The organism is Paenibacillus sp. B01, from assembly GCF_009649995.1.
GTDB classification, from domain to species: domain Bacteria; phylum Bacillota; class Bacilli; order Paenibacillales; family Paenibacillaceae; genus Paenibacillus_O; species Paenibacillus_O pasadenensis.
The window spans coordinates 1,854,284-1,877,508 of sequence record NZ_CP045802.1; the positions used below are offsets into that span (position 1 = coordinate 1,854,284).

Here is a 23,225-nt window from a genome sequence, read left to right on the forward strand (position 1 = left end):
TGTCGAGCGGGCTGTCCCGAAATGGGTCAGAACGGCCGCATGCCCGCATATCGTGAGTAAAGGACGATGTCGGGACCAAGGGAGAGAGCGATGGCAAACAACCGGAAGGGCAAGCAGCCGAAGCTGCGCCGCAAGGTGCTGCAGGTGGAGGATTCGACATTTTCGGAAATCAGCTGGATCGATGAAATGGAACCCGTTTCGGAGAAGCTGCAGGTGAGCGCAGTCGCAGCCCCGGAGATGCCTGCGGCGGCGGCGGAGGCTGAAGCGGTGGTGGAGTCGGAGGCGGCGTTAACGTCAGTAGCGGCGGAGGACCGGGCTGCTGTCGATTCGGTGAAAGCTCAATCGGAGGCAGGTACGCAGACGACTCGGGCGGCCGCGCATGCGGAGCCCGTCGCGCAGCCCGAAGCAAGCGCGGAGGAGCGGCTGCAGCGGCTGCTGGAGGAAAGGCGCGGACCGAGTGCGGCGCCTTCGGTATACGGATCCGACCTGGCGGAGGGCTCCGTATCGGAAACGAAGCTCGCGCCGGGAAGCGTATCTGCTGAAAAGCTGGCCGATGAGGCGGTGACGGAAAGGTCGCTCGCGGACGGATCGGTGAGCGGGATCAAGCTGCGGGACGGAACGGTCGGGTCGGGCAAGCTCGCGAACGGAGCGGTGCTGGAGGAGCATCTGGCCGACGGCTCCGTGAGCGGCGGCAAGCTCCGCGACGGGGCAGTCTCGACGTCGAAGCTTCAGGACGGCAGCGTCACGCCGGAGAAGCTGGCGGCCCGGAGCCTGCCCGGCTCGCTGCTTGAGGACGGCGCGATCGAAGGAAGGCATCTGCGTCCGGGTGCGATTTCGTCCGACACGCTGGCGGATGGAAGCCTAACGAGCCGACTGTACGGCTCGGAATCGGTCGGCTCGCAAGCGCTCGCGGCCGGCAGCGTCGACAACGCCAAGCTGGCGGAGCAGGCCGTGACCGCCTCCAAGCTGCGAGACGGCTCCGTGACGGCAGCCAAGCTCGGCGGCGGCGCCGTCGAGGCCCGCCATCTGGCAGACGGCTCGGTCGGCTCCGGCCAGCTGCAGGAGGGAATCGTCGAGGCCCGCCATTTGGCGGACGGCTCGGTCGGGTCGCAGCAGCTGGCGGAGCATGCGGTCGGCAGCCGCGAGCTGGCGCCGGGCAGCGTCGGTCCGGAAGTCCTGCAGCCGGAATCGGTCGGGAGCGGCCAGCTGGCCGCCGGCAGCGTGGAGAGCCGCCATCTGGCGGACGGCACGGTCGGCAACCGCCAGCTGGCGGATGACAGCGTAAGCTCGGAGAAGCTGCGGCCTGACGCGGTGACGACCGTGCAGCTGGCGGATCATGCCGTCACCTCCGCCAAGCTGGCGGACGGCAGCATCGCGGCCTCCAAGCTAGGCGCCGAAGCGGTGCAAGCCCGCCATCTCGCGCCGGGAAGCGTCGGTCTGGACGCCTTGCAGCTGAACTCGGTCGGCGGCGGCCAGCTCGCTCCCGGCAGCGTGGAGAGCCGCCATCTGGCGGACAGCGCGCTTGGCAACCGGCATTTGGCGGACGGCAGCGTGAGCTCGGATAAGCTGCGGCCTGACTCGGTGACGACCATGCATCTGTCGGATCATGCCGTCACTCCCGCCAAGCTGGCCGACGGCAGCATCTCCGCCTCCAAGCTTGGCGTCGAAGCGGTGCAAGCCCGCCATCTGGCGCCGGGCAGCGTGGACGGCTCCAAGATCGGCGCCGCCTCCATCCGGCAGTTCCATCTGGGCGAGGGGGCTGTGGGAGCCAATCAGCTGCAGGCCGGGAGCATCCGGCAGGAGCATCTTCGAGACCGCAGCGTCGGCGCTTCCGCCCTGCAAGCCGGAGCGGTGCGGGAAAGCCACTACGCAGACGGCTCGGTCGGGGAGGATGCGCTGGCCGACAGCGCGGTGTCGCGCAGCAAGCTCGCGGCCGAGGCGGTCGGCCCCGGCGAGCTGGGCGAGGAAGCGGTAGAGCGCCGTCATCTGGCGGACGGCAGCGTCGGTCCGGTCCAGCTCGCTCCAGGATCGGTAGGCCGCAGCCACCTGGCGCCTCAAGCCGTCTGCCTTCATCATGTCGCGGAAAAAGCGATCGACGCCTCCCGCCTGGCCGATGATGCGGTCGAGGCCCGCCATCTGGCTCCAGGCTCGGTCGAGCTGCAGGCGCTGGCGGAGCGCTCGGTCGCAAGCCCTCAGCTTGCGGATGGAGCGGTCGACGGCAGGGTGCTGGCGGAGCGCTCGGTGACCGCCCGGCATCTGGCGGACTATATGGTCAGCTCGCTGAAGCTGTCTCCGGAGTCGGTATCCACGGATAAGCTCGTGGCCGGGGCCGTGACGGGCGACAAGCTGGCGGACCAGAGCGTCGCCGCCTCCAAGCTGGCGCCGGACTCGGTCGGACGGCTGCAGCTGCAGCAAGGCGCCGTTGGGACGGAGCAGCTGGAGCCAGGATGCGTCGGTACGGAGCAGCTGGCGGAAGGTGCTGTGGACCGAAGCCGATTGGCGGCCGGAGCAGTAGGCTCGGAGCAGCTAGAGCCGGGATGCGTCGGTACGGAGCAGCTGGCGGAAGGATCGGTGGACCGAAGCCGACTGGCGGTTGGAGCGATAGGTTCGGAGCAGTTGGAGGCAGGCAGCGTCGGACGGGAGCAGCTGGCGGAAGGCGCTGTGGACCGAAGCCGATTGGCGGCCGGAGCGGTAGGAGCCGATCAGCTGGAACCGGGCAGCGTCGGTACGGAGCAGCTGGCATCGGGAGCGGTGGACCGAAGCCGATTGGCGGCCGGAGCAGTAGGCTCGGAGCAGCTGGAAGCGTGCGCCGTCGGCACGGAGCATTTGGCCGAAGGGGCTGTGGATCGAAGCCGGCTGGCGGAAGGCGCGGTAGACCGGAGCCGGCTGGAGCTCGGAGCCGTCGGCTCGGAGCAGCTGGCGGAAGGCGCGGTCGGCAGCCGTCATCTGCAGTCGGGATCGATTGCGCTCTCCAGCCTGAACGAAGACGTGCTGGAGCATTTCCGCCAGCTGGCGGAAGCCGGAAGGCAGGAGCTCGCGCATGAGCTGGAAACGTGGAAAGCCCGCTGCCAGACGATGGAGGACGCGCTGGCCCGGACCGAGGCCCTTTGCCAAAAGCTGCAGGCGGATGTCCAGGATGCGGCCGCTACTCTTGCCGACGCGCAAGCGAGGCTGGCCGCTTGCCGGCAGACTGCGCATGGAATCGTCCCCTTCGCCTTTGGCGAGACGGACGCGGAGGTCGAGCTGCGCATCGCCTTCGACCGAAGCTTCGGCGAGGCGGCCTACTCGCTCGCCGTCAGCTGCGACCATCCGTCCTGCTCGGTCGTCATCCGCCGAAAAGAAGCGGACTGCGCGATTCTCGCCGTCGTCCGCACCCGGTTCGGACCGCCTCCGAGCGGCTCGGTCGACTGGATCGCGGCCGACTGAGGACGAGAAGGAAGGCTGTGGATGCGCTCCGGTTCGGAGCGCTTGCCAGACGCAAACGCGGGGAGAGGCGAAGCGCCTTTTCCCGCGTTTGCGTTTTTTCGGCAGCCGATTTCCGGACGCGCTATTTTCGCTATGCCCGCAACTTGGTTATAATCAATAAAGTAGCTTAATGCCGAATCGGGGGATCATCATGAAAACGAGATATGCGGCAACCGCCTCGCTGGGCGTCATGGCGGCGGGATTCGCGGTCACGACCGCGCTGGCGGACGGCGGCGGACGCGCGGTGGAGCTGCTGCAGGGCGGCTTCGAGGCCGGCCTTGTCGGCGGCATCGCCGACTGGTTCGCGGTATCGGCGCTGTTCCGCCATCCGCTGGGGCTGAAAATACCCCATACGAACCTGCTGCTCAAAAACAAGCCGAAGCTCATCAACGCGCTCGTCTCCTCGCTCGAGAACGAGCTGCTCAACAAGGAGAGCATCAGCGCCCGGCTGCGCAACCTGAACCTGATCCAGAGCGCCGGCCGGTATGCCGTACGCATGCTCGCGAAGCGGCACAACCGCGAGGCCGTGCTGACCGCTCTCCAAGGCGTCGTCGAGAGGCTGCCTGCGGAGAAGCTCGCCGCCTCGCTGCTGCAGGGTGCGGCGGGCTATGCAAGAGGGATCGAGCTGCAGCCGCTGGCGGAGCGGGCTGCAAGCGCGGTCATCCGCGAGGGATGGGACGAGAAGGCGCTGGACTACGCGCTGGATCAGGCGATCGACTGGATCTCCAAGCCGTCCACCGGCAAGATGCTCGGCGAGCTTGCTCAGGCCAAGCTGCAGGAGCTGCAGGTCGGCGGCTTCATGGGCTTCGCCGTGCAGGCTTTCGCCGGCTTCATGAACGAGGACAAGATGGGCGCGATGCTCCAGCATATGCTGCTGTCCGGAGTGAAGGATCTGACGACGCCGGGCAGCCGCCAGCGCGATGCGCTGCTGCTGGAGCTGCGCTCGCGGCTGGTCGGCCTGGCCGAGGACGGCGAGAGCCTGGGCAAAGCCAAGGAATGGGCCGCGCTGAAGCTGGAGTCGGCCGAGGCTGCCGAATTCGTTTCCGCCAAGGCGGAGGAGCTGCGCCGCAAGCTGCTGGACGTGCTGGAGCAGGACAAGCGCAAAGGCGGCCGCTTCGTGCTGGCGGCGATGAAGGCGGTCCGCGACCGGCTGGCGGCCGAGCCGGAGCTCGTGCGCGGCTGGGAGGACCGGCTGTCGAGCTTGCTCGTGCAGGCGATCGAAAGCAACCATTACCGCATCGGCCTGCTCGTCCGCGACAACCTCAACAAGCTCGACGACAAGCAGCTTGTCGACATGCTGGAGTCCAAGGTGGGCAGCGACCTGCAGTGGATCCGCGTCAACGGCGCGGTATGCGGCTTCCTGATCGGCCTCGTGCTGACGATGATCGGCTGGATCTGACCTCCGGGCGGCGCGAAGATATTTTCATCCCCCAAAAAAGGACTGTCCCCGCGGGCCGGCTAAAAAGCCTTCCTGCAAGGAACAGTCCTTTTTTGCGCTGCGGCGGCCGAAAGGCATCGTCGCTGCTGTCGATCCGCGAGACGCACGTCCGCCTGTGCGGGCCTATGTCCCGCAGATCGCTTCAAGCCTGCTGCGTGCCGTCCGGCACGGATCCGTTGCCGGCCCCGCTGCGGTCGTCGCCGGGATAATCGCGCTCCTGCTCGCCATGAAGGCGGCGGTTCTCGTAGCCGAAGCGATTGGGCTGGCGCTGCTCCGGCCGCCATTCGCTCTCCTTGACCGGAGCTTCCGGATGAAGCGACGCGCCGTAGGGGCCCTCGGGGAATTCCTCGAAGGTCAGATCGTTGCGGCTGGACTCCACGGTCGATAGATCCGTGTATTTCTCGCGGCGGGATTCCTCCGTCGCCGCGTCGGTGTCGGGACGGCCGACGAACCGTCCGTCCTCGGGCTGGTCTGGCATGCTGCGGCTGCCTCCTTAGGTGGCACAGGCTTGAAAAGCCTGTGCCCGGATGGGTGCCGTAGTAGCTTTTCCCGCTCAGTCGGTAAAATTCACTTCGCCTACGACGAGCGACAGAAACGCGCCGAGCTCGGACGCCTCCTCCTCGGTGAGCTTGAACACATGCTCGAGATAGCCTTCCTCCTCCAGGTCGTCCTGGCCGATGATGGCGGTGCGGCCCCCTTGCAGATCGGTGACGAGCTTTTTGCCGTAAAAGCGGTTGGTCGTCAGGATGGCCAGGTCGAACCGCTTGAGTCCAGGCGTGATCAGCGTAATGAAGCGAGTCGACGTCTCCTCTGTGGAGTCCGACATGAAATCGTAGTCTTTGAGCTGCATGATGCGTTCCTCCCCTTGCGCCCGGCAGAGCCGCCCGAAGAGCGGCGTCCGGCGCTGATGGAGCTAGTATAGCACGGGAAGGGGCCGCCCGGCCTCGCCGGACCGGCGGAAAAAGCGATTGCCGAATCCGGCCCCGCTATGATAGGATGGATTTACCAGATAAGGATTGACCGGGAGGAAGCACCTCTCTTGCTTGCAGACGCGAGCGGGAGAGGTGCTTTTTTTGCGTTCTCCAGCCCTTATCGGCCTATTCTACGGAGGTGCGAGCCATCATGCAGATCGTATTTTTGAACTCATTCGAAAAACCGCTTGGAGATGGAAGGCTGGACACGGCGCAGCTGACCATCTGCGAGCAGCAAGGAACGTGGTCGGTCATCTGGAACGGCAGCCGGCACGGCAGCTCGGAGACGACCGATCTCTGGTACGAGGGCGCCAGCTGGGAAGAAATGATGAACGCGTTCCGCCACGGCGTGGCGGTGCGCATGGGCGAGGGCTTCTCGCCGCTCGTGGACGGCATGCTCGACGAGCGTCCGTCGGCGCGGGGCGGCACGGTCAGCCTCCTGCAATGCTACGGCGAGCTCCATGCCGACGCCGCGCTGTACGAGGAGCTGCGGGACTGGCGGCGGCTGCGGGCGACATCCGACCGCAAGTCGGCGTATCTCGTGGCGACGAACCGGACGCTGCTCATGATCGCGGCATTCGTGCCGCGGACCGAGGAGGAGCTGGCGGCGATTCCCGGCTGGGGGCCGGGCAAGGGCGCCTCGTACTCCGCCGAGGTGCTGGCTTTGACGGAGAAGGCGGCGCAGCCGCGTCCGTTTCCGCTCGACTGGGTCGAGGAGGCGCTCGATTCCAAGGCGTACGTGCAGTGGCTGTACAAGCAAAAGGAGCACAAATACAAAAGCCGCCTCGATCGCCAGCAGTCGAGCCGGCTGATTCTCGAGGGCATCCGCGCGGACAAGTCGCTCGAGGAGCTGCAGGCCGACACGGGCTTGCCCCGGCGGGAGCTGATGGAGCGCCTCGAGCAGCTCGACCAGGAGGGCTACGACCTCGAGCCGCTCATCGCGCGCGAGCTTGAGGGAGTGCCGTCGGAGGAGCTGGCGCGCATCCGGCAGGCGCTTGCGCAGGAGGGGGACAAGTACCTCAAGCCGATCCTGCATAAGGTATACGGAGCCGAGCCGGCGCCCGGCATGAAGATTGAGCTCGTCTACGATCGGCTGCGGCTCGTCCGGATGCGCTGCAAGCGCGAGAATGCGGCCGGGCGGAGCGTCGGATGACCTGGAAGGCATATTCAAAATGAGACCTTCCATAGGGTTGACAACATAGGACAATAGTCGCGGATATGCAAGAATTGGTATACTTGTCCTAGGATCTTTAGTATAATGGCTCCTATATACTCAAGCAGAAGATACTTGACGGATAAGGGGCGTATCGACGCGGATGAAAGCTGAATTTATCAATCCTTTCCTGGAATCTGCGGTCATGGTGTTGGAGCAGGTCGTCCAGATCAAGCCGCAGACGGGGCCGGTCGGTCTCAAGGAGCTGCGAGGTCAATCGGATTTCATTTGGATTCAGATTCAGCTGTTCGGCCAGGTGAGCGGAGATATCGTCTTCGGCATGAGCGAGGTGTCCGCGCTCAAGATCGTGTCTGCGATGATGGGCGGATTCCAGATCTCGTCGCTTGACGACATGGGCAGGAGCGCGATTTCCGAGCTCAGCAACATGATCAGCGGCAACGCGAGCACGAAGCTGTCCAGCCAGGGCGTGCATGTCGACATCACGCCGCCCGCGCTGCTCCAGGGCTCCCAGCTCCAGCTGCTGGAGTCGCGCAAGGCGCTGACCGTGCCCGTCTTCCTGGACGGCATCGGACAGATGGACATTCAAGTGCTGCTGGCGTCCTAGCGCTGCAAAAGCTCCCCCCGGGGAGCTTTTTTTCATGGATGGATGCCTAAAGGAGAGGCGGATCGCTCCTGACCGTCCGAGCTTTCTCGGAACGAGGCTCGCCTCGCCGCCGGAGGACGGCCGTTTCCGGTTCGTCCGGCGCGAGCGGTCTTTTGCCAACTGTCCGCGGATGCAGTACACTTGGGGCAGGTGATGACCATGGGAAAAAACAAGATTGTCGTGCTGACCGGAGCGTCCAGCGGCATCGGAGCGCTGACGGCGGGCCACCTGGTCCGCGCGGGAGCGATGCCGGTGCTCTGCGGCCGCAACGAGGAGCGGCTGCGGCAAGCGGCCGCCGCCGCCGGAGGGCGCTGCGCGACGCGCGTGCTCGACGTGACGGACGACCGTTCGGTCGAGGAGACGTTCCGGTCCGTGCTCGCGGAGTTCGGACGGATCGACGTGCTGATCAACAATGCCGGCTTCGGCTTGTTCAAGCGGTTCGACGAGACGCCGCTCGAGGAATTCCGGTCCATGATGGAGACAAACTATATGGGCATCGTGCGCTGCACGCAGGCTGCGCTGCCCGCGATGAAGGCGCAAGGCTCCGGACATGTGATCAATGTCGCCTCGATCGCCGGCAAGCTGGCTACGGCCAAGTCGAGCGGCTATTCCGCCAGCAAGCATGCCGTGCTTGGCCTGACGAACGCGCTGCGCCAGGAGCTGGCGGGCAGCGGCATCGCCGTGTCGGCGGTCAATCCGGGGCCGATCGACACGCCGTTTTTCGAGCAGGCGGATCCGGATGGCGCCTATGTGCGCAACATCGGCTGGATCATGATGAAGCCGGACCGGGTCGCCCGCCGCATCGCGGGCCTGGTCGAGCGTCCGCGCGACGAACTGGACCTGCCGTGGCTGCTTGCCGCAGGCACCCGCCTGTACCAGCTGTTCCCGGGAATCGCAAGCCGCATCGCCGGACCGATGCTGAACAAAAAATAGCGTCCTACCTGAAGGAGTACGAACGAAATGACCTATGAAAGCTGGAGTCGCCTCGGCCTGTCCGAGGCGGCTTTCGAACGGTTTGAAGCAAACGGGATCGGGGAGCCGACCCCGATCCAGCAGCAGGCGATCCCGCCGCTGCTCGCGGGCAAGGACCTGTCGGCAGGCTCGCAGACGGGCACCGGCAAGACGCTCGCGTACCTGCTCCCGCTGCTGCAGCGCATCGACGCGAGCAGCAAGGCGATCCAGGCGATCATCCTGTCGCCGACGCAGGAGCTGGCGATGCAGATCGTGCGCGTCGCCCAGGAGTACGGCGAGCCGCTCGGCATCCGCACCCAGCAGCTGATCGGCGGGGCGGCGGTGAAGCGTCAGCTCGAGAAGCTGAAGCTGAATCCGCAGCTCGTCGTCGGCACGCCGGGCCGCATCAACGAGCTGGTCAAGGGGAAAAAGCTCAAGCTGACGCAGGCGTCCATGGTCGTCGTCGACGAGGCGGACCAGGTGTTCGCGCTCGGCTCGACGGGCGAGGTGGAGACAATTCTGTGGGCGACGCCGAAAAGCCGTCAGCTGTCCTTCTTCAGCGCGACGCATCCCGACGTCATGAAGACGCTGGAGAAGCGGTGGATGAAGGAGCCGCTGCGCATCGACATCGAGCCGGAGCAGCGCGTGTCGGAGACGATCTCCCACTATTATGTCGTCTGCGACTGGCGCGACAAGACCGATACCGCTCGCCGCCTGCTGCGGCTGCTGGAGCCGGAGTCCGCGCTGGTGTTCATCAACAATACCGATCTGATCGCGAACTATGAGGCCAAGCTGGCTTTCGAGGGCTTCGACGTGGAATCGATCTACGGCGATGCCGACAAGCAGAAGCGCGCCGCTACGCTCGCCCGCTTCCGCGAGGGCCGGACGAAGCTGCTGCTCGCCACCGATGTCGCCGCGCGCGGCCTCGATATCCCCGGCCTCCCGCTCGTCGTCAATCTGGAGCCGCCTGCGGACGCCGACCAGTACGTGCATCGCTCGGGCCGCACGGGCCGGATGGGCCGCGAGGGCGTCGTGCTGACGCTGGCCGCGCCGAACGAGACGTACCTGATCGAGAAGTACGAGCGCAAGCTGGGCATCAAGCTTCAGGAAAAGACGCTGTACAAAGGCAAGCTGTGGGACCCGCACGAAGTTCCGCGCAGCCGGAGCGGCGGGGCGCCTGCGCGCGCCAAAGGCGCCGGCTCGGCGTCGGCAGCGGCGCCGGAGCGCCGTGCCGGCGCATCGGCTGCCGGCGGCGCCAGCGCGACGGACACGCGGAAAGCGGCTCCGGCGAGGAAGGCAGCCGAGACGCCGCCTGTCGCGCCTGCCCGGCAAGATGCGGGGCGCGGCCCGGCGGCCGGCGCGGCCCGGCCGGCGGGGGACGGAGCTGCCAAGCTGTCCCGCGCCGTCCCGCCATCCAGCTTCGCCAAGCCGGCTGGCCAGGTGCAGCCGTCCAGCTTCGTCAAGCCGACCTTGCCCGCCAAGCCGGCCGGCGCGGCCAAAGCGGCGAGCGCCTCCAAACCGGCGAAGTCCAAGGCTCGGACCGCGAAGGCGGACAAGAACAAAGGCGCTCCGAAATGGCTGAAAGCCAAGCGCGGACAAGACGAAGCGCCGAAGAGCTGAAAAAAGGGAGGCGGCGCTCGATGAGCGAGTTCCAGGCTGGGGCGGAGGTGCTCCAGGTGAAAGGGCTGACCGGCGGCTACAGCCCGCGCCGTCCGGTGCTGCATGAGCTGGACTTTACGGTCCGCGCAGGCGAGATGATGGGCCTGATCGGACTGAACGGCGCGGGCAAGAGCACGACGGTCAAGCATCTGCTCGGCCTGATGGCCCCGCATCGCGGAGAAGTCAAGATCGGCGGGACGACGCTGGAGGCGGATCCGGAGCGCTACCGCGGCTCCTACGCCTATGTGCCGGAGGCGCCGGTGCTGTTCGAGGAGCTGACCGTGGAGGAGCATCTGCGGCTGACCGCGATGGCGTACGGCCTCGACGAGAAGCGGTACGCCGAGCGGCGCGACCGGCTGCTGGAGGAGTTCCGCATGGGGCCGAAGCGCGGAGCGCGAGCGGCCCATCTGTCCAAGGGCATGAAGCAGAAGGTGATGCTCATGAACGCGCTGCTGGCCCAGCCTGCGCTGTACATCATCGACGAGCCGTTCCTCGGCCTCGATCCGCTCGGCATCCGCTCGCTGCTCGACCGTCTGACGGAGGAGCGCGCCAAAGGCGCCGCGATCCTCATGAGCACGCATATCCTGTCGACGGTGGAGACGTACTGCGACCGCTTCATGCTGCTGCATGGAGGCCGCATCCGGGAGATGGGCACGATGGACGAGGTGCGGATGTCGCGAGGGGCGGAAGGAGATACCCTTGAAGAGATCTTCTACCGCGTCGTGGAGGAGAGTGACGCCGATGGACGCGGGGCTTGACCGCGAATGGCGCCGGCGGGCGCTGGCGTTCTACAAGGACTGCCTGCCGTTTCTCGGCGACATGGCCCGCAGCGGCTTGCCGCTGGCGCTGTTCGCGCTGATTATCGTCGGCTCGGCTTCCTATGCCGGCCTGCTTGAGCGCATTCCCGCGGATTTCCCCGCCGCCGCGCTCGGCACGCTGCTGCTGACGCCGGCGCTGTACTGGAATCCGATGCGCACTTGGCTGCAGCCGGCCGATGTCGTTTTTCTCCTGCCTCGCGAGGCAGCGATGAAAGGCTATTTGAGGCGCTCCTGGCTGCATACGCTGCCCGGCGGACTCGTGCTCGCTGCCGCCGTCCTGCTCCTTTATTGGCCGATCCGCGCCCGTGTGCCGGCAGACGAGCTGACGAATTGGACACCGGAGCTGCTGCCGGCGCTGGCGGCAGTGCTGGCGCTCAAGGCGCTGGCGGCGGCGGCCGCCTGGCGAGAGCGGCAGATCGCCTGGAGCGCGAGCCGGACTGCGCTCAAGCTGCTGCGGCTGGCGATCACCGTCTGGCTGCTCTACGTCTGGCTGGAGGAGCACGCGTGGACGGCGGCGTTCGTATCCGCGCCGGCGGCGCTGCTGTGGTGGGCCGCTTCGCGCTTGCCGAAGCGGATCGCGCTGCCGTGGGAGCGGCTGATCGAGGAGGAGCGGCGGACGGAGGGCCGCTATATCCGCTTTTTCGGCTGGTTCACCGAGGTGCCGTCGCTGCAGCCGAGCGTGCGCTCGCGTCCGTGGCTGTCGTGGATCGCGTCCAGGGTTCCGCTGCGCAAGCGCAGCACCTACACCTACCTGTACAGCCTGAGCATCGCCCGCACCGAGCTGGGCGGCATGCTGCTGCGGATGACGCTGCTCGGCATGCTTTGCTGCTATTGGCTCGGCGAAAGCGGCTGGCTGGACGGCTGGGCGGCTGCGGCTTGCGCGCTGCTGTTCCTGCTGATCGCAGGCTTGCAGTCGGCGGCGCTGACAGGGTGGCATCGCCATGTCGTCTGGCGGCATGTGTATCCGCTGCCGGAGAGCGGCCGGCTGCGCTCGGCGGCGGCAGTCGACCGCGGCGCGCTGACGGTCGTGGCGGCGCTGCTCTGGCTGGCCGCCGGCGTGCCGCTGCTCGCGGCCGGCCTCGTTGCCGCGCCGGCCGCTGCGGCCTTGCTGGCAGCCGTGTACGTGCTGCTTCGTCCCCGGCGGCTGCTCAAGCGGCAGCAGCGCGAGGACGAGGAGGATTGAACGAAAAAAAGGCTGTTCCCGAGCGACTCGGGGACAGCCTTTTTTTGCCTTGCCTGCCTGCTCGCTCGAGCGGCGTCGCATCGAGGCCGACGCCGCTCTCCGATCAGGTCGTAATGCCTTGACGGATGTCCTGGACGGCCTGATGGATCGCGTCGAACAGATCCTCCAGGTTCGCTTCTTCGGTGCAGGAGAACGCGACGCGCAGATCCGTATCGCCGAGCGCGATCGTGCCGATCTCGTAGGCGTTCAGCAGGCGCTGGCGCACCGTTTCGGCGCTGACGTCCTCGAGCCGCAGGCACATGAAGTACCCCGAGTTAAACGGATAGTAGCTCCAGGCGCCGTCGTAGCGCCCGCTGTCGAGCAGCTGCTTGACGCGGCTCGCGCGGCTTTTCATGATGGCGTACTTCTCGGCCTTCTGGGCTTCGAAGTCGGGATGCCGCAGCGCATGCAGGATGAATGTCTGCGACGGATGCGGACCGCTGGAGATGGTGGAGCGGATGATGCCGAGCGTCTTTTGCTCCAGGGCGGCCAGCACGTCGGCGGAGTCGGAGGCGTACGTGATGAAGCCGACTCGGAAGCCCCAGACGTACTCTTCCTTGGTCGCGCCGTCGATCTTGACCGGCAGGATGCGTTCATGGAGCCCCGCCAGGCGGCCGAACAGCGACTCGTGCACGGAATCTTCGAAGAAGAGCCCGAAGTAGGCGTCGTCAGTGACGGCGACGATGCGGATGCCGGCTTCCGCCGCGGCCAGAAGCGCCGCTACGATCGCTTCGCACTCGTCGCGGTCCGGCGTGTAGCCGGTCGGATTGTTCGGGAAGTTGAGGATGACGATCGCCTTGCCCTTGTCCCGCCGGGCGAGCAGCGCTTCGCGCAGGCCGTCGGCGTTGAAGCGGCCGTCCGCGGCGTACAGCGGATATTCGACGATCTCGGCGCCGCGGCGCACGCCGAAGGTCAGCTCGTAGTTCTCCCAGTTCTTGTCCGGGATGACGACGGCGTCGCCGGCGTCCGCGAACAGGTCCGCGACGATGCTCAGGCCGTGCGTCAGCGCATTCGTCGCGATCGGGCTGCCGAACGAGCGGCCCTGGAGCGAGGGATTCTCCACGATCATCTTCTCGCGCCAGGCGGAGCGCAGCTCGGGCTTGCCCGCAGGCGGAGCGTATTCGTAAAGATCCTTCGGATCATAGGCGGACAGCGTGTCTTGAATCAGCTTCAGATGCATCGGGACGCCGTTCTCCGTGGCGATGCCGATCGTGGCGTTGAACTTCCGGGCCTTGGTCTTGGCCTCGGCGGACTGGCTCAGGATGCCCTCCTTCGGGAAATACAGCTGCCGTCCAAGTCCGGACAGCATGGCGTACACATGGGCGTTGCCTTTTTCCAGCGCGGCGTTCAACTGCTGGGCAAGTGGATTCATGATTCCTCTTCCGTCCTTCCAGGGTCGATGTGTCCGGGCCGCGTCGGCGCAGTCCCGGCAGGCATTGGCGTTCGGGTGTCATTATACCATTTTATGACCTTGCCGGGGAGGGACAAAAAGCATTCTTTCTGCTTCTTGCCGGAGGTCGCTCCAGTAAGGTATGATGACGAAAAACGTACCGTGAAACCGGGGAGGTCTACATGCTGCACGTACCGCCCTCATCGTTCGTCCTGCTTCCATCCTTCGCCAAGATCGTCTGCGAGCCGAATTGGAAATGGCCCCGCCGGGACAAGCCGATGGCAAACTACGACCTGTTCTATGTCTGGAGCGGGGAAGGAGAGCTGCTGCTGAACAACGAGCCTTATCCGCTCGAGGCCGGCAGCTGCTTTCTGTTCCGCCCCGGCGACTACACGAGCGCGGTCCACAACCCGCAAAAGCCGCTCGTCCTGACCTACATCCACTTCGATGTCGAGGGCGACCCCGGCGAGGTGCCCGCCCGTCACCGCGTCCTCGAAGATACGGTGGAATTCGAATACCTCCTCTCGCGCTACGTGCGCCTGTTCCTCGTCCAGCTGTTCGCCGCCGAGGAGGAGGCGAGGCTCCTCCTCAAGCAGCTGATGATCCATCTACTGCGGGACGACCGCCAGGCTCCGGTGGAGCGCAAGGCGAGCAACCAGCTGACGGAGGCGATCCAGGAGATCGCCAACTACATCCGTCAAAATCCCGGCATCTCCCATCGCGTCGAGGATCTGGCGGGCCGCGCGGGCCTTTCGCCGAGGTATTTCAGCATCAAGTTCAAGGAGATCATCGGGATCCCCGTCCAGACGTACATGATCCGCACCCGCATCGAGCGGGCGCAGCATCTGCTCATGCACGGCGGCATGAACGTGACCGAGGTGGCCGACGCGCTCGGCTACCGCGACATCTTTTTTTTCAGCCGCCAATTCAAGCAGTACACGGGCAAAAGTCCGTCCGAGATCCGGTAGCCGCCGGATCTTTTTTTTATAAAATCGTCCCCCCTTGGGAATATTTAGTTGAAGTACACTTCAGGCTACCCAGGGGGAATCATGACGACTATGGATTTGATCATCAAGGCGGCCCGGGAGCTTGCCTTGACCCACGATACGGCGAGGGGGCGCTCGCCCGTCCGCCAGCGGAAAGCGCTCGGCCGGCAGCTGGCCTCGATGACCGGCTTCGCGGACCGGCTCCGCCAGAGCGGCGAGGACGGCTGCGTCCAGCCTGCCGCGGAATGGCTGCTGGACCATGCCGAATTCATCCAGGAGCAAGGCTATCATGCCGAGCAGGAGCTGCGGCAGGGCGGACTGAGCCGGCTGCCCTGGATCCGGCGCTCGGGCCATACGCGCGCCGAGGCGGTCTGCGACGGCTATTTGGATGCCGTCTCGGGCCAATACGATTCCGCGACCTTCCGGACTTATCTCGATGCCTACCAGGAAGTATCCGTGCTGTCGCTCGCCGAGACGTGGGCGCTGCCCCTGGCGCTGCGCTGCTGCCTGTTCCGCCGCCTCTCGGAAGTATTCCGCGAGGTCGGGCAGAGGCATGACGCCTGCATGGCGTCCGAGCGCATCCTGCGCGCCGCCATCTCCGCCAAGGGCCGTCCGGATGCGCTGAGCCTGACCGAGGCGCTCGACCGCGCCGGACGCGACATTGCGCTTTCGGGAGCGGTCGTCGCCCATCTCGTCGCCCGGCTGCGGGAGTGGGCGGACGACTCCGAGGAGGTGCGGCGCTGGCTGCTGCTGCGGCTCGACAACGGCAGCGAGAGCCTCGCCCGGCTGAACGCCTACGAGACGCGCCTGCAGGCATCCTATCAGATGCAGGCGGGCCGTCTCATCGGCAGCCTGCGGGCTGCCGAGCGCACGCCTTGGGAGCGGCTGCTCGAGGAGCTGAGCGTGACCGAGCGCGTGCTGCGCGGCGAAGCGAGCGGCATGTATCCGCGCCTCGACGCCGAGAGCCGCGCGACGCTGCGCGGCGCGGCGTCGCGCCTGGCGGCGCGGCTCGGCCTGCCGGAGAAGCTCGTCGCCGAGCATGCCGTGCGGCTGGCGGCCGAGGCGCTGGCGGCAGCGGCCGGCCCGCTGCCGGAGGCTGTGCCGGCGCAGCAGGCGCGCGGACGGACGGGCGGCCGCGACGCCGATGCGGCGAAGGCGACCGGCGAGAGCTTCTTGGCGGATGCGGCGGCCCGAGAGTCGTCCGCTGCAGGACGGCCTTCCGCCGCGACCGCGGCGCTTGCCCGGCAAGACGATCCGGCGGCAGGATTGCCGCCGCGCGCGGCCTACGCGGCCTACTACTTGCTCGAGCCCGAGGGCCGGCATCGGCTGCGCGTCGAGATCTGCAGCTCCGTCCGCTCGCGGCGTTTGCCGGAGACGGGCCTGCTGCGCCGCCGCAGCGCGGTCTATTTGACGCTGCTGGCCGGCTCGTTCGCCCTCTGCGCCGCGGCGCTGCTGCTGCTCGTCCGCGGGGCATCCGTCCAGGCATGGACGGCATGGATGTGGCTGGGGGCGGCGCTGCTGCTCCTGCTGCCGGCCTCGGAATGGGCGGTCGCGCTGCTGCACGGCGCGATCGGCCGGACGATGCCGACGCGTCCGCTGCTGCGCTACGATTATGCGGACGGGGTAGCGGAGGACGCTTCCACGCTGATCGTCATTCCGGTCATTTGGTCCACGGAGGAGGAAGTGCGCCAGCTCGCCCGCAGGCTGGAGCTCCATTATCTCGCCAATCGCGACGGCCGCTTCCACTTCGCGCTGCTCGGCGACTTCGCCGATGCGCCGGAGGAGCATGCGAGCGGCGACGCCGAGCTGGTCGAGCTCGCAGTCCGGGAGATCGGCCGGCTGAACCGCAAGTACGGCGAGGACGGCACGACGTTCCACCTGCTGCAGCGGCGGCGCGTCTGGAACGAGGCGGAGGGCGTCTGGATGGGGTGGGAGCGCAAGCGCGGCAAAGTCGTCGAGCTCGCCCGGCTGCTCGCCGGAGACGACGGCACGACATTCACGCATCGCGAATCCGACGCCTCCGTCTACGCCCGCATCGCTTACGTCATCACGCTCGACGCGGACACGCAGCTGCCGTTCGGCAGCGCCCAGCGCATGGTCGGCACGATGCATCTGCCGTACAACGCGCCGCGCCTGAACGCGGCCGGCACCCGCGTCAAGGAAGGCTATGCGGTGCTGCAGCCGCGGATCGCGATCAGCAGCGACAGCGCCTCGTCCTCGCGCCTCGCCGCGCTCTGGGCCGGCACGCCGGGCATCGACCCGTACGCCTTCGCGGTGTCGGATCCGTATCAGGACGGCGTCGGCGAAGGCATCTTCACGGGCAAAGGCATCTTCCATGCCGGACTGTTCCGCCGCCTGCTGAGCGAGCGCATCCCCGACAATACGGTGCTCAGCCACGATTTGCTCGAAGGGGGCTTCCTGCGCGGCGGGCTGCTGTCCGACATCGAGCTTGTGGACAGCCATCCGGCGAGCCTGCGCGCGTGGCAGCTGCGCCTGCACCGCTGGGTGCGCGGCGACTGGCAGCTGCTCTGCTGGCTGAAGCGCCAGGTGCGCGACTGCGCGGGCACGCCGCGGCCGGTCGATCTCGGGCCGATCACGCGCTGGCAGATCGTCGACAACCTGCGCCGCAGCCTCGTGCCGCCGGCCCTGTATCTGATCGCGCTGCTCGCGCCTCTGCTGCCGGCGGGCTCCCGCGCCGCGCTGCTGGCGGCCGCCCTGCTGACGGCGCTGCTGCCGGTGCTGCAGGCGCTCGCCGCGCCGGCGTACGTGCTGCGCCATCCGGGCCGGCTCGGCGCCTCGCTGCTGCAGTCGCTGCTGCTGCTGATCCTGCTGCCGTACCAGACGGCGCTCATGGCCGATGCGATCGCGCGCACGCTGTATCGGACCGGCATCAGCCGCCGGAGGCTGCTCGAGTGGAAAAGCGCCGCCGACATCGAGCGCGCGTCCGACCGCCGGCTGCTGGCGTTCCGCGCTTCCGGCACGGCGCTGGCGCTGCTCGTGCCTGCCGCGGCCTGGCTGTCCGGAGCGCCGTCCGGCCTGCTCGCGCTGAGCGCGATCCTGGCTGTCGCCTGGCTTGCCGCGCCGCTTGCCGCTTCGTGGCTGAACGGCCGCCCGTCCGTTTCGGAGCCGCGCCTGCAAGCGGAGGACCGGCAGGAGCTGCGCGGGCTCGCCGCCTCGATCTGGAGCTATTATGCCGACTTCGCCGGCGAGCAGGATCATTGGCTGCCGCCGGACAACGTGCAGCTCGAGCCTGACCGCGGGGTCGCGCATCGCACGTCGCCGACGAACATCGGGCTCATGCTCGCCTGCACGGTGACGGCGCGCGACTTCGGCTTCATCGCCAGCTCCGAGATGATCGAGCGGATGAGCCGCACGATGGATACGCTCGAGCGGATGGAGCGATGGCACGGGCATCTGTTCAACTGGTACGATACGACGACGCTGCAGCCTCTCCATCCGCGCTACGTGTCCACGGTCGACTCCGGCAACCTCGTCGCCTATCTGATCGCGGCCAAGGCCGGCGTGGAGGAATACGCCGCCCGCGAGAGCGGTCCCTGGACGGACGAAGCGGCCCGACTGGCGATGCGGCTCGACGCCTACGCGCGCGAGACGGACTTCCGGCCGCTCTACAACAGCGAGGCGCAGCTGCTCGCGCTCGGCTACCATGCCGATCAGGATCGGCGGGACGACATCCTGTACGACCTGCTCGCCTCGGAAGCGCGGCAGGCGAGCTTCCTCGCGATCGCGCAAGGCCAGCTGCCCGCGTCGCATTGGTTCCGCCTCGGCCGCTCGCTGACGGTGATCGGCCGGCGGCCGGCGCTGCTCAGCTGGTCGGGCACGATGTTCGAGTACCTGATGCCGGCGCTGCTCATGCGCACGTATCGCGGCTCCCTCTGGGACAGCACGTATCGGGCCGTCGTCCAGCGGCAAAAGGACTATGCCCGGTCGAAGGACGTGCCGTACGGCATTTCCGAATCGGGCTACTACGGATTCGACTACGACATGAACTATCAGTACCGCGCGTTCGGCGTGCCGGGCCTCGGCTTCCAGCGCGGGCTGGACAAGGAGCTCGTGCTCGCCCCGTATGCGGCAGTCATGGCGCTGCCATGGGACCCGGCCGAGGGCATGGACAACCTGGAGCGCTTCGAGCGGATGGGCGCGAGGGGCAAATACGGCTTTTACGAGGCCGTCGACCTGCAGCCGTCGCGGCTGCCGGACGGGACCGGCCATCGAGTCGTAAAAAGCTTCATGGCGCATCATCAGGGCATGAGCCTGATGACGCTCGGCAATCTGCTGCTCGACGTCTCGATGGTCGACCGCTTCCATGCCGATCCGCGCGTCCAGGCGGCGGAGCTGCTGCTGCAGGAGCGGCTGCCGGACCGGGCGACGGTCATCGCTCCGCAGGCGCTGCGCTCGGGCGCGTCCCGCACGGCTCCGGCCGAGGACGGCCGAGGCACGCGCATGTTCGAGCATCCGGTGACCGCGGTGCCGGAAGCCTGCGTGCTGTCCAACGGCACGTTCACGTCCTTCGTGACGGCCGACGGCACGGGCCAGCTGCGCAGCGAGGGCCTGTCCTTCACGCGCTGGCGGGAGGACGCGGTGGTGCCGGCGTACGGGCCGGCCGTCTACATCCGCGACCTGAGCGGGGGGCTGTTCTGGTCGCCCAGCTTTTATCCCGTCGGCAGCGAGGGCAGCGGCGCGAGCGCGCGCTTCCGGCTTGACCGCGCCGAGTTCCGGCGCAGCGAGGGCGGCGTCAGCTGCGAGATGGCGATCGTCGTCGCGCCGGAGCATGCGGCGGAGATCCGGACGCTGACGCTGGAGAATGAAAGCCGCGAAACGCGTCTTCTCGAGGTGACCACTTATGTGGAGCTCGCGCTTGCGCCGCCCTCCGTCGACGATGCGCATCCGGCGTTCAGCAAGCTGTTCGTGCAGACGTCCCGGGACGAGGCGAGCGGCGCGCTGCTCGCCTGGCGGAGGCCGCGCTCGCAGGAGGAGAAGCCGCTGTGGGCGGTGCACATGCTTCATGCCGGACCCGAAGCGGTCGGACCGGCGGAATACGAGACGGACCGCGCGAAGTTCATCGGCCGCGGCCACTCGCTGGCCGCTCCGCGCTGCGCGGACGAGAAGCTCGAAGGCTCGACCGGAGCGGTGCTCGATCCGGCGTTCGTCATGCGCCGCAAGCTGCGTCTCGAGCCTGGCGCGCGGACCGTGCTGACCGCGGTGAGCGGCCTGGCCTCCTCGCGCGGCGAAGCGCTGCAGCTCGTGCGCGAGCTGCTCGCGCACGGCAAGCGGGAAGCCGCGTTCGAGCTTGCGTGGACGCTGAGCGCCATCGCGCTGCGGCAGCATCGGCTGGACGAGGCCGAGGCGGCGGCGATGCAGATGCTGGCCGGACGGATCCTGTACGCTCCGCCGCAGGCCAAGGAGCGCGCCGAAGCCATCCGCCGCAACCGCCTCGGGCAGCCGGGACTGTGGCCGCTCGGCCTGTCCGGCGACTTGCCGATCGTGCTGCTGCGCATCGAGGACGCCGCGGACATGCCGTTCGCGACGAGGCTGGTGAACGGCCACGGCTACCTGCGCCGGCTCGGCCTCGCGTTCGACCTCGTGCTGCTGAACGAAAGCGGCGAGGGCTACCAGCAGGCGCTGCAGGACGCCTTGCTGCTGGCGGTCCAATCGGCGGTGTCCTATCCGCCGTATGCGGTCGGAGGAGGCTTGTACCCGATCGCCTCGTCGAGGCTGACGGAGGAGCAGGCGCGGCTGCTGGAGACGGCGGCGCGCGTCACGCTGCGGGCGGACGGACCGAGCCTCGGCGCGCAGCTGCGGGTCGTTCTTCCGGAAGCGGATCGAAATAGTTATTCGAATCGCGACCTTTTAATGGAAGGAATAGAACGAGAACGCATTCCCGAATCGGAGCGTGACGTCGTCGGCTTGCCGCCGGACTCGTTCGCGCTGCAGCTAGTCGACTGGGACGAAGCCGCGCTGGAGACGCGCAAGCGGACGGGCATCTCGGCGCTGCCGCTCGAGCCGGAGGAGGAGCTGCTGTTCTTCAACGGCTGGGGCGGATTCCGCCCGGACGGGGGGAACTACGTCATCCGGCTGCAGCCGGGCCAGCCGCTGCCGGTGCCTTGGAGCAACGTCATCGCGAATCCGCGCTTCGGCACGCTCGTCACGGAGCGGGGCACGGGCTACAGCTGGTTCAGCAACAGCCGCGAGTTCAAGCTCAGTCCGTGGTCCAACGACCCTGTCGTCGATCCGGCCGGCGAGCTGATCTACGTCCGCGACGAGGAGAGCGGCAAGTTCTGGACCGCGTCTCCTGCTCCGGGCGAGGCGCGCGAGTTCCGCATCGAGCATGGACGCGGGTTCACGCGGCTGCTGACCCGCATGGAAGGGCTGACGCAGGAGGCGAGCGTCGCCGTGCATCCGCAGGATCCGGTCAAAGTGACCGAGCTGCGGCTGCGCAACGACTCCGGCCGGCCGCGCCGGCTGTCGGCGACCGCCTATTGCGCCTGGGTGCTCGGCGTCAGCACGGGCGGCGTCCAGGCGATCGCCACGGAGTGGGACGCGGAGGCGGAGGCGCTGCTGGCCCGCAACGCTTACCAGGAGACGTTCCGCGATGCCGAGGCGTTCCTGCTGGTGACGGCGGACAGAGCGGGGGACGGCGGCATGCCGGCGGACTATACGGATGACCGCAGGGAATTCATCGGCCGCGGGCACGGGCCGTATTGTCCGGCGGGAATGGGCCGGGCCGCCCTCGGCGGGCGCGCGGGCGCGGCGGCGGACAGCTGCGGCGCCGTGCGGAGGGAGCTTGTGCTCGCTCCGGGCGAGGAACGGCGGATGTACGTCGTGCTCGGCGCGGGCGGAACGCGGGAAGAGGCGCTCGGCCTCGCGCGCAAATATGCATCGCCCGAAGCCTGCGCGGCCGTGCTGCCCGCCTCGGAGGCGCACTGGCGGGAGCTGCTCGGCGGCATCGAGGTGGAGACGCCGGACAAGGAAATGGACTTGCTGCTGAACGGCTGGCTGCTGTATCAGGCGCTGAGCTGCCGCGTCTGGGCCCGCACCGCCTTTTTCCAGGCGGGCGGCGCGTACGGCTTCCGCGACCAGCTGCAGGACTCGCTCTCGCTGCTCCATGCGCGGCCCGACCTGACGCGCCGGCAGCTGCTGCTCAACGCCTCGCATCAGTACCTGGAGGGGGACGTGCAGCACTGGTGGCATGAGGAGACGCACAAGGGCATCCGCACCAAGTACACCGACGATCTGCTCTGGCTGCCGTACGCGTCGGCGCGCTACGCCGTTTTCACCGACGACTGGGACGTCTTCGGGGAACGAGCCCCTTATCTGACGAGCGAGCCGCTCTCCGAGGAGGAGCATGAGCGCTACGAGGCGACCGTGCTTTCCGGCGAGGAGGGCACGCTTTACGAGCACTGCGTGCGCGCGATCGAGAAGGGGCTGACCGCCGGCCGCCACGGCATTCCGCTGATGGGCATCGGCGACTGGAACGACGGCATGAACTCGATCGGCGACGAGGGCAGGGGCGAGAGCGTGTGGCTCGGATGGTTCCTGTGCGTCGTGCTGGAAAAGTTCGCTCCGGTCTGCCTGCGGATGGGAGACGAGATCCGCGCGGCCCATTACCGCAAGGAGCGCGAGCGGATCATGGCGGCGATCAACGAGCATGCGTGGGACGGGGAATGGTACCGCCGCGCCTGCACCGACGAAGGCGTCTGGATCGGCACGAACGAAGCGCGGGAATGCCGGATCGACGCCATCGCCCAGTCCTGGTCCGTCATCTCCGGAGGCGCGCCTCCGGAGCGGGCGCGCAAGGCGATGGGATCGTTCGACCGGGAGCTCGTCGACCGCGGCCTCATGCTGGCGCGGCTGCTGACGCCGGCGTTCGACAAGACCGAGCCGACGCCGGGATATATCCAAGGCTATCCACCGGGACTGCGCGAGAACGGCGCCCAGTATACGCACGGCGTCATCTGGAGCATCGTCGCGTGGAGCGCGCTCGGCGAGGGCGGCAAGGCGGCGGAGCTGTTCCGCCTGCTCAATCCGGTCAGCCACGCCAAGTCTCCCGGCGACGTGCGCCGCTACGGCGGCGAGCCTTACGTCATGGCGGCGGACGTCTACACGACCGACACCTACGGCGGCAAAGCGGGCTGGACGTGGTACACCGGCGCTTCGGGCTGGATGTACCAGGCGGGGCTGGAGTGGATTCTTGGGCTCAGCCGCGAGGGACGCGAGCTGATCGTGCGTCCGCGCATTCCGGCGGAGTGGCCTTCCTATGCGATCCGCTACCGCATCGGAACGGCCCGGCTGGACATCCGCGTGCTCAATCCGCATCGCCTGAACGCCTCGGAGGCGGTCGTCGTCATGAACGGCGGGCAGCCGTCCGAAGCGTCCGCGGAGGCGCGGATTCCGCTTCCGGATGATGGCGGCCATCACCGCATCACCCTGGTGCTGGAGCGTCGCGTGACGGAATCTGACATCGACTCGATGCATAAATATTGAACATCG

General features: G+C 67.5%; 13 protein-coding genes. 10 read left to right on the plus strand and 3 right to left on the minus strand.

Going from position 1 to position 23,225, the window contains the following annotated elements:
* Nucleotides 1–90: 90 nt before the first annotated feature.
* Together GE073_RS08015 and GE073_RS08020 are read left to right on the plus strand one after the other, a co-directional pair.
* The gene (locus GE073_RS08015) at nt 91–3,426 is read left to right on the plus strand and encodes a WIAG-tail domain (protein WP_153783198.1); all 3,336 of its coding nucleotides are present in this window, start codon (nt 91–93) and stop codon (nt 3,424–3,426) included.
* Nucleotides 3,427–3,616: 190 nt separating this feature from the next.
* Nucleotides 3,617–4,864: a DUF445 domain-containing protein gene (locus tag GE073_RS08020; protein WP_028598151.1), complete on the plus strand. Its 1,248-nt coding sequence runs from the start codon at nt 3,617–3,619 to the stop codon at nt 4,862–4,864.
* 181 nt (nt 4,865–5,045) lie between these two features.
* Here the strand turns inward: GE073_RS08020 and GE073_RS08025 are convergent, their stop codons facing one another.
* Together GE073_RS08025 and GE073_RS08030 are read right to left on the minus strand one after the other, a co-directional pair.
* Nucleotides 5,046–5,381 carry a hypothetical protein gene (locus GE073_RS08025; RefSeq protein ID WP_052333077.1) on the minus strand — a complete coding sequence of 112 codons (336 nt, stop codon included), beginning with the start codon at nt 5,379–5,381 and terminating at the stop codon, nt 5,046–5,048.
* Nucleotides 5,382–5,456: 75 nt separating this feature from the next.
* Entirely contained in the window at nt 5,457–5,753 is a 297-nt protein-coding gene (locus GE073_RS08030) for a DUF3055 domain-containing protein (protein WP_028598150.1), read from the minus strand.
* A gap of 272 nt (nt 5,754–6,025) precedes the next feature.
* Between GE073_RS08030 and GE073_RS08035 the strand changes: the two genes are divergently transcribed.
* The 6 genes from GE073_RS08035 (at nt 6,026) to GE073_RS08060 (ending at nt 12,302) form a co-directional block, all read left to right on the plus strand.
* On the plus strand, nt 6,026–7,027 hold the full coding sequence (locus GE073_RS08035; RefSeq protein ID WP_028598149.1) for an HRDC domain-containing protein: 1,002 nt from the start codon (nt 6,026–6,028) through the stop codon (nt 7,025–7,027).
* A 163-nt stretch (nt 7,028–7,190) separates the two neighbouring features.
* The gene (locus GE073_RS08040) at nt 7,191–7,652 is read left to right on the plus strand and encodes a chemotaxis protein CheX (RefSeq protein WP_028598148.1); all 462 of its coding nucleotides are present in this window, start codon (nt 7,191–7,193) and stop codon (nt 7,650–7,652) included.
* A gap of 198 nt (nt 7,653–7,850) precedes the next feature.
* Nucleotides 7,851–8,624: an SDR family NAD(P)-dependent oxidoreductase gene (locus GE073_RS08045; protein WP_373864130.1), complete on the plus strand. Its 774-nt coding sequence runs from the start codon at nt 7,851–7,853 to the stop codon at nt 8,622–8,624.
* A gap of 27 nt (nt 8,625–8,651) precedes the next feature.
* The gene (locus tag GE073_RS08050) at nt 8,652–10,262 is read left to right on the plus strand and encodes a DEAD/DEAH box helicase (RefSeq protein ID WP_153783199.1); all 1,611 of its coding nucleotides are present in this window, start codon (nt 8,652–8,654) and stop codon (nt 10,260–10,262) included.
* A 20-nt stretch (nt 10,263–10,282) separates the two neighbouring features.
* Nucleotides 10,283–11,059, plus strand: coding sequence for an ABC transporter ATP-binding protein (locus GE073_RS08055; protein WP_028598145.1), 777 nt, complete (start codon nt 10,283–10,285; stop codon nt 11,057–11,059).
* Nucleotides 11,043–12,302, plus strand: coding sequence for an ABC transporter permease (locus GE073_RS08060; protein WP_153783200.1), 1,260 nt, complete (start codon nt 11,043–11,045; stop codon nt 12,300–12,302). Before GE073_RS08055 ends, GE073_RS08060 begins: the two co-directional genes overlap by 17 nt.
* A 103-nt stretch (nt 12,303–12,405) precedes the next feature.
* Here GE073_RS08060 and GE073_RS08065 read toward each other — a convergent pair whose 3' ends face one another.
* The gene (locus GE073_RS08065) at nt 12,406–13,713 is read right to left on the minus strand and encodes an aminotransferase class I/II-fold pyridoxal phosphate-dependent enzyme (RefSeq protein ID WP_153783201.1); all 1,308 of its coding nucleotides are present in this window, start codon (nt 13,711–13,713) and stop codon (nt 12,406–12,408) included.
* A 200-nt stretch (nt 13,714–13,913) separates the two neighbouring features.
* Between GE073_RS08065 and GE073_RS08070 the strand changes: the two genes are divergently transcribed.
* Both GE073_RS08070 and GE073_RS08075 read left to right on the plus strand, forming a co-directional pair.
* Nucleotides 13,914–14,699, plus strand: a complete 786-nt coding sequence (locus GE073_RS08070) for a helix-turn-helix domain-containing protein (protein WP_028598142.1) — start codon at nt 13,914–13,916, stop codon at nt 14,697–14,699.
* Nucleotides 14,700–14,780: 81 nt separating this feature from the next.
* Entirely contained in the window at nt 14,781–23,219 is an 8,439-nt protein-coding gene (locus tag GE073_RS08075) for a glycoside hydrolase family 94 protein (RefSeq protein ID WP_228551363.1), read from the plus strand.
* The last annotated feature ends 6 nt before the right edge of the window (nt 23,220–23,225 follow it).

What these genes read in the sequence shown, in the direction of transcription:
- GE073_RS08030 (WP_028598150.1), bottom strand. Translation starts at nt 5,753, where the DNA reads ATGCAGCTCAAAGACTACGATTTCATGTCGGACTCCACAGAGGAGACG.
- GE073_RS08050 (WP_153783199.1), top strand. Translation starts at nt 8,652, where the DNA reads ATGACCTATGAAAGCTGGAGTCGCCTCGGCCTGTCCGAGGCGGCTTTC.
- GE073_RS08065 (WP_153783201.1), bottom strand. Translation starts at nt 13,713, where the DNA reads ATGAATCCACTTGCCCAGCAGTTGAACGCCGCGCTGGAAAAAGGCAAC.
- GE073_RS08070 (WP_028598142.1), top strand. Translation starts at nt 13,914, where the DNA reads ATGCTGCACGTACCGCCCTCATCGTTCGTCCTGCTTCCATCCTTCGCC.
- GE073_RS08020 (WP_028598151.1), top strand. Translation starts at nt 3,617, where the DNA reads ATGAAAACGAGATATGCGGCAACCGCCTCGCTGGGCGTCATGGCGGCG.
- GE073_RS08040 (WP_028598148.1), top strand. Translation starts at nt 7,191, where the DNA reads ATGAAAGCTGAATTTATCAATCCTTTCCTGGAATCTGCGGTCATGGTG.
- GE073_RS08060 (WP_153783200.1), top strand. Translation starts at nt 11,043, where the DNA reads ATGGACGCGGGGCTTGACCGCGAATGGCGCCGGCGGGCGCTGGCGTTC.
- GE073_RS08015 (WP_153783198.1), top strand. Translation starts at nt 91, where the DNA reads ATGGCAAACAACCGGAAGGGCAAGCAGCCGAAGCTGCGCCGCAAGGTG.
- GE073_RS08075 (WP_228551363.1), top strand. Translation starts at nt 14,781, where the DNA reads ATGACGACTATGGATTTGATCATCAAGGCGGCCCGGGAGCTTGCCTTG.
- GE073_RS08055 (WP_028598145.1), top strand. Translation starts at nt 10,283, where the DNA reads ATGAGCGAGTTCCAGGCTGGGGCGGAGGTGCTCCAGGTGAAAGGGCTG.
- GE073_RS08045 (WP_373864130.1), top strand. Translation starts at nt 7,851, where the DNA reads ATGGGAAAAAACAAGATTGTCGTGCTGACCGGAGCGTCCAGCGGCATC.
- GE073_RS08025 (WP_052333077.1), bottom strand. Translation starts at nt 5,381, where the DNA reads ATGCCAGACCAGCCCGAGGACGGACGGTTCGTCGGCCGTCCCGACACC.
- GE073_RS08035 (WP_028598149.1), top strand. Translation starts at nt 6,026, where the DNA reads ATGCAGATCGTATTTTTGAACTCATTCGAAAAACCGCTTGGAGATGGA.